At 63.0% G+C, this 5,777-nt stretch carries 6 protein-coding genes; 4 read left to right on the forward strand and 2 right to left on the reverse strand.

All coding sequences use genetic code 11. The annotated features are described in order from the left end of the window. The first annotated feature begins 104 nt into the window (after positions 1-104). The 4 genes from AC1DUU_RS21170 to AC1DUU_RS21185 are packed head-to-tail and all read left to right on the forward strand — an operon-like array spanning position 105 to position 3,945. Positions 105-1,133 carry a sulfate ABC transporter substrate-binding protein gene (locus AC1DUU_RS21170; protein ID WP_476785365.1) on the forward strand — a complete coding sequence of 343 codons (1,029 nt, stop codon included), beginning with the start codon at positions 105-107 and terminating at the stop codon, positions 1,131-1,133. An 18-nt stretch (positions 1,134-1,151) separates the two neighbouring features. Next, entirely contained in the window at positions 1,152-2,003 is an 852-nt protein-coding gene (gene cysT / locus AC1DUU_RS21175) for a sulfate ABC transporter permease subunit CysT (protein ID WP_476785366.1), read from the forward strand. Further along, entirely contained in the window at positions 1,996-2,880 is an 885-nt protein-coding gene (cysW, locus tag AC1DUU_RS21180; RefSeq protein WP_476785367.1) for a sulfate ABC transporter permease subunit CysW, read from the forward strand. Before cysT ends, cysW begins: the two co-directional genes overlap by 8 nt. A gap of 12 nt (positions 2,881-2,892) precedes the next feature. After that, positions 2,893-3,945 carry a sulfate/molybdate ABC transporter ATP-binding protein gene (locus AC1DUU_RS21185; protein ID WP_476785368.1) on the forward strand — a complete coding sequence of 351 codons (1,053 nt, stop codon included), beginning with the start codon at positions 2,893-2,895 and terminating at the stop codon, positions 3,943-3,945. A 55-nt stretch (positions 3,946-4,000) separates the two neighbouring features. Here AC1DUU_RS21185 and AC1DUU_RS21190 read toward each other — a convergent pair whose 3' ends face one another. Both AC1DUU_RS21190 and AC1DUU_RS21195 read right to left on the reverse strand, forming a co-directional pair. Next, entirely contained in the window at positions 4,001-4,519 is a 519-nt protein-coding gene (locus AC1DUU_RS21190; protein WP_476785369.1) for a universal stress protein, read from the reverse strand. 21 nt (positions 4,520-4,540) lie between these two features. Next, the gene (locus AC1DUU_RS21195; protein WP_476785370.1) at positions 4,541-5,713 is read right to left on the reverse strand and encodes a Gfo/Idh/MocA family protein; all 1,173 of its coding nucleotides are present in this window, start codon (positions 5,711-5,713) and stop codon (positions 4,541-4,543) included. Between the last annotated feature and the right edge of the window lie 64 nt (positions 5,714-5,777).

Genomic DNA, 5,777 nt, shown 5'->3' on the forward strand with positions numbered 1-5,777 from the left:
CAGCTTGGCCGTATTTTGCCCATGAGCGGCTAAATACGAAACGTTCAGTGCATCTAATTTCTACCAGTTCGATAGAGTAGAACCATATTCGAACGGAGGCGGAAATGACCACTTCACGCAGATCTATACTGCTTTCGGCCGTTCTGGCCGGCGCGGTCCAACTCGGTGGCCTGGGCTTTGCCTTCGCCGATACCACGCTCCTCAACGTGTCCTACGACCCGACCCGCGAGCTCTACAAGGACTACAACGAAGCCTTCGCCAAGCACTGGAAGGCCGAGAGCGGCGAGACGGTGACGATCCAGCAGTCGCATGGCGGCTCCGGCAAGCAGGCCCGCGCGGTCATCGATGGTCTCGACGCGGACGTTGTGACGCTGGCGCTCGAAAGCGACATCACCGCGATCGTCGAGAAGTCGAAGAAGATCAATCCGGACTGGCGCTCGCGCCTGCCCAACAACGCCTCGCCCTACACTTCGACGATCATCTTCCTGGTGCGCAAGGGCAATCCCAAGGGCATCAATGACTGGGGCGACCTGGTCAAGGACGGCGTCCAGGTGATCACGCCGAACCCGAAGACATCGGGCGGCGCGCGCTGGAACTATCTCGCCGCCTGGGCCTGGGCCAACGGCCAGTTTGGTGGCGACGAAACGAAGATCAAGGAATACATCGCCAATCTCTTCGCCCATGTGCCGATCCTCGACACCGGCGCGCGCGGCTCGACGGTTACATTCGCCGAACGCGAGCAGGGCGACGTGCTGCTCGCCTGGGAAAACGAGGCCTATCTGGCGCTCGACGAATTCGGCGCCGAAAAATTCGACATCGTCTTCCCGCCGCAATCGATCCTGGCTGAGCCGCCGGTCGCGGTGGTCGACGCCAATGTCGACGCCAAGGGCAGCCGCAAGGTCGCTGAAGCCTACCTCAGCTATCTCTACTCGGCGGAAGGCCAGACCATCGCCGCCAAGCATCATTACCGGCCGTCCAAGCCCGAACTGGTGCCGGCCGCCGACCTGCAACAGCAGCACAAGCTGAAGCTGGYGTCCATCGACGATCCGATTTTCGGCGGTTGGGCAAAGGCGCAGCCCTATCACTTCGGAGATGGTGGTATATTCGACCAGATCTACAAGCCGGCCCAGTAAGGCAAAGACCAGGACGAAATGACCACATCACCCGCCTTTGCGGGGTGGCGGTTCAGACAGCCGAGCGTCATTCCGGGTTTCGGATTGACGCTCGGCTTCTCGCTTGCCTACCTCACGCTCATCATCCTGATCCCCTTGTCGGGGCTCGTCTGGCGTTCGGCCTCGCTCGGCTGGGCCGATTTCTTCGCCATCGCCACCGACCGGCGCACCGTCAAGGCGCTGGAGATCAGCTTCGGCACCGCCTTTGTCGCAGCAAGCATCAATGTCGTGTTCGGCACCATCGTTGCCTGGGTCCTGGTGCGTTACCGTTTTCCCGGCCGCCGCATCATCGACGCCATGGTCGACCTGCCCTTCGCGCTGCCGACGGCGGTCGCCGGCATCGCACTGACCACGCTCTATTCGCCCAAGGGCTGGATGGGCGCGCTTTTGGCGCCGCTCGGCATCAAGGTCGCCTATACGCCGCTGGGCATCGTCATCGCGCTTGTCTTCATCGGCCTACCGTTCGTCGTGCGCACCGTGCAGCCGATCATCGAAGAGATCGACAAGGAGGTCGAAGAAGCCGCGGCCACCCTGGGCGCCAACCGCTTCCAGACCATTTCCAAGGTGCTGTTTCCCGGCCTCGCACCCGCCGTCATCACCGGCTTTGCACTGGCTTTCGCCCGTGGTGTCGGTGAATACGGCTCGGTCATCTTCATTGCCGGCAATTTGCCTTATGTCTCCGAGATCGCGCCTCTTTTGATCGTCATCCGGCTTGAGGAATACGATTATGCCGCGGCAACCGCCATTGCCACGATCATGCTGGCGCTGTCGTTCCTGATGCTTTTGATCATCAACCTCATCCAGGCGCGGACCCGCAAACGTTATGGCTGATCCCGAGCTCTACCCCGCCGACGCCTATCACGCGCATGCCTCGCTTGCGGTGACCGAGCGGCCGCTGGCGCGTGCGGCGCTGATGTTGATCGCCTTCGCTTTCCTCGCCATCTTCTTGCTGCTGCCGCTGGTGGTGGTGTTCGAGCAGGCGTTTTCGCGTGGCATTGGGCCATTCCTCAGCGCCRTCAACGAGCCCGACACCATCTCGGCGATCAAGCTGACGCTGCTGGTCGCAGCCATTGCGGTGCCGCTCAACCTGGTCTTCGGCGTCGCTGCCGCCTGGGCCATCGCCAAGTTCGAGTTCAAGGGCAAGGCCTTCCTCACCACACTGATCGACCTGCCGTTTTCGGTGTCGCCGGTGATTTCGGGCCTGGTCTATGTCTTGCTGTTCGGCGCCTCGAGCCTGCTTGGGCCCTGGCTCAAGCTGCACGGCATCGTCATTCTGTTTGCCGTGYCCGGCATCGTGCTCGCCACCGTCTTCGTCACCTTCCCCTTCGTTGCGCGTGAACTGATCCCGCTGATGCAGGAACAAGGCACCGGCGATGAGGAGGCAGCATTGTCGCTCGGCGCCAATGGCTGGCAGACGTTTTGGCATGTGACCTTGCCCAACATCAAATGGGGCCTGCTTTACGGCGTGCTGTTGTGCAMCGCGCGSGCCATGGGSGAGTTCGGYGCGGTGTCGGTGGTYTCSGGSCAYATYMGSGGSSTGACCAACACCATGCCGCTGCATGTCGAGATCCTCTACAACGAATACAATGCCGTCGGCGCCTTTGCCGTGGCCTCCGTGCTCGCCGGCCTCGCGCTTGTGACGCTTGTGCTCAAAACCCTTCTCGAGCTCCGCTACGGTGCCGAGATCGCCGCCACGCGCGGACACTGACAGAGGTCGACCATGGAAGTTCGCGTTGCCAATGTGCGCAAGGAATTCGCCAAGTTTCCGGCACTTCGCGATGTCTCGCTCGACATCAGGTCGGGYGAGCTGATCGCCCTGCTTGGCCCCTCCGGCTCGGGCAAGACCACGCTTCTGCGCCTCATCGCCGGGCTTGAGCGGCCAACCCGCGGCACCATCTTTTTCGGCGACGAGGATGCCTCCAACCGCACCATCCAGGAGCGCAATGTCGGCTTTGTCTTCCAGCATTACGCGCTGTTTCGCCATATGACGGTCGCCGACAATATCGGCTTCGGCCTCAAGGTCAGGCCCTCGGCCAAGCGCCCGACCAGGGCCGAGATCCGTAACCGGGCCTCCGAACTGCTTGATCTGGTGCAATTGTCGGGGCTGGAAAAACGCTACCCGGCCCAGCTTTCCGGCGGCCAGCGCCAGCGCGTGGCGCTGGCGCGGGCCATGGCGATCGAGCCCAAGGTGCTGTTGCTCGACGAACCCTTCGGCGCGCTCGACGCCCAGGTCAGGCGCGAACTCCGGCGCTGGCTGCGCGAGATCCACGACGCCACCGGCCACACCACCATCTTCGTCACCCACGACCAGGAAGAAGCACTCGAACTCGCCGACCGCGTCGTGGTGATGAGCCAGGGCCGCATCGAGCAGATCGGCACCGCCGACGAGGTCTACGACACCCCCAACTCACCCTTCGTCTACGGCTTCATCGGCGAATCGAGCGCGCTGCCGGTCAAGATCGAGGACGGCCATGTCTGGATCGCCGACCGGCCGATCGGGCTTGCCACCCACGACCTGCCCGACGGCGAGGCTGTGCTCTACTTCCGCCCGCACGACATCGAACTGCTCGACGACTGCAATGGCTGCATCGCCGGCACCGTCGCCGCCAGCCGCCGCGTCGCCGGAACCAGACGCGTCGAACTCGAAATCGGCGGCGGAAGGGAAAGGGTCGAGATTGAGCTGCCGGTCGGCCACCCCGCTGCCCAGAAGAGCCGGGTGGCATTCCGGCCCAAGCGCTGGAAGGTGTTTCCGAAGACGGTGGACCAGGCATAACGAGGGCATCGAAGCCCGCCCTCCCCTTGCGGGGAGGGTCAAAATGCCAGGCTGATCAGCGGACGACGAGGACTGGCGTCTTGGCGTACTGGACAACCTTGGCTGTCTGGCTGCCCAGGAGTAACCGACCAACCCCGCGACGGCCATGAGAGGCCATGACGATCAGGTCGCATCCAAGTTCCTGCGCCTTTTCGACAATGGCTTCCGCCGCTGAATCGGCCGTCACCTGAAGGAGCTCAGGGGCTATGCCAATCTTATCGGCGACTTGTTTGGCAGATCCCAGAACCGTGTCGGCAAATTCCTTCTGGCTGGCGTCGTAACGGCGGATATCGTTGTCGCCCGCCACCCAGCCCGTCACAGTTGTGCCCTGGAGCGGATATGGCTTTGTCACGATGACAATGGTGGCCTTGCCGCCGACACTCTTGGCCAGCTTGAGGCCATGCTCGACACCCTTTTGGGCAATGATCGATCCATCTGTCGCAATAAGAACGTGGCTGTACATCCAATTCCCCTTTCTCGATGACGTCGGGGAAGGCTTAGCACGCAGCGCCCCAGAGGTTTTGACATAGGTCAAACAATGGTGCGGGCCACATGACTAAAGCTTGGTCCAGGCAGCGTTCTTCTTCGATGAGCGCACACAGGCCTCGACGAAAGCGACACCTTCGACGCCGTCCTGCACGGTCGGGTAGATGACGTCCTTGGCTGGCTTGCCGCCCTTCTTGCGCGCAGCGCGAATGGCGCGTGCCGCCTCCTGGTAGATGTTGGCGAAACCTTCGAGATAGCCTTCGGGATGACCCGACGGAACGCGGGTGACGCGCGCGGCGGCCGCCCCGGCACCGACGCCGCCACGGGTGATCAGCTGCTTGGGCTGGCCGAACGGCGTGTACCAGAGATAGTTCGGATCGGCCTGCACCCACTCGATGCCGCCCTTGGAGCCATAGACGCGCAGCTTGAGACCGTTCTCGTGACCGGGCGCAACCTGGCTCGCCCAGATCATGCCCTTGGCCCCGCCCTTGAAGCGCAGCATGACGTTGACATTGTCGTCGAGCAAGCGTCCAGGCACGAAGGCGTCGAGATCGGCCGACAGGCTGTCGAGCTCCAAACCGGTGACGAAGCGGGCGAGATTGTAGGCATGCGTGCCGATGTCGCCGGTGGCACCACCTGCGCCCGACTGCTTGGGGTCGGCGCGCCACGACGCCTGCTTCTGGCCGGTGGCGGCCAAATCCTCGGTCAGCCAGTCCTGCGGATATTCGGCCTGCACCACGCGGATATCGCCGAGCAGTCCCTTGGCGACCATCTCGCGCGCCTGCCGAATCATCGGATAGCCGGTGTAGTTGTGGGTGAGGACAAAAACCTTGCCGGTCTTTTCGACAAGGGCAGCAAGTTTCTTCGCCTCGGCCAGCGTCGCCGTCAGCGGCTTGTCGCAGATGACATGGATGCCCGCTTCGAGGAATGCCTTGGCGGCGGGGAAATGGATGTTGTTGGGCGTGACGATCGCCACCGCCTCGATGCCGTCGGGGCGTTTGGCCTCTGCCTTGGCCATCTCGGCAAACGAGGTGTAGCTGCGCTCCGGGTCAAGTCCGATCTCGGCAGCGGAAGATTTTGCCCGCTCCGCGTTGGACGACAGCGCGCCCGCCACAAGCTGGAAATCGCCGTCCATGCGCGCAGCGATCCGGTGCACGCCGCCGATGAAGGCGCCCTGCCCGCCGCCGACCATGCCGTAGCGAATCGGGCCGCTGCCGCTTTCCAATTTCGATGCACCGACCATATGTATCCTCCCTTGATGTGTTGGCGCCGCCCCTCATCCCCCTGCCGGGACCTTCTCCCCGTAT

Source organism: Aminobacter sp. P4_H6_2 (genome assembly GCF_056400805.1).

Excerpts from the sequence above, each read along its gene's own strand:
- cysT (WP_476785366.1), top strand. The coding sequence starts at position 1,152 with ATGACCACATCACCCGCCTTTGCGGGGTGGCGGTTCAGACAGCCGAGC.
- AC1DUU_RS21195 (WP_476785370.1), bottom strand. The coding sequence starts at position 5,713 with ATGGTCGGTGCATCGAAATTGGAAAGCGGCAGCGGCCCGATTCGCTAC.